The 274-nt window shown below is 69.0% G+C and carries 1 protein-coding gene; it reads right to left on the bottom strand.

From position 1 onward, the window contains the following. Positions 1-270: acyltransferase domain-containing protein (locus NP777_RS47440; protein ID WP_391858722.1), on the bottom strand; the 270-nt coding region annotated here is incomplete at its 3' end. Positions 271-274 lie beyond the last annotated feature (4 nt).

Genomic DNA, 274 nt, shown 5'->3' with positions numbered 1-274 from the left:
GACCTGCGACAACGACCGAACCAACTCCCCCTCGATCGCCTCCACCTGCGACGTATGCGAGGCATAGTCCACATCGATCCGCCGTGCCCGCACCCCCGCGCCCTCGCACTCCTCCACCAGCTCCCGCAACGCCTCCGGCTCACCAGCCACCACCACCGACAACGGCCCATTCACCGCCGCCACCTCAACCCGACCCGACCACCCCTCAACCAGCCGCTCCGCCTCCTCCACACCAACAGCCAACGACACCATCCCGCCACCGCCCGACAACCCC

The organism is Streptomyces rugosispiralis (genome assembly GCF_024505145.1).
GTDB lineage: Bacteria > Actinomycetota > Actinomycetes > Streptomycetales > Streptomycetaceae > Streptomyces > Streptomyces rugosispiralis.
Note: the sequence above shows the minus strand (reverse complement) of the source record. Positions and strands in the feature narration are given on the sequence as shown.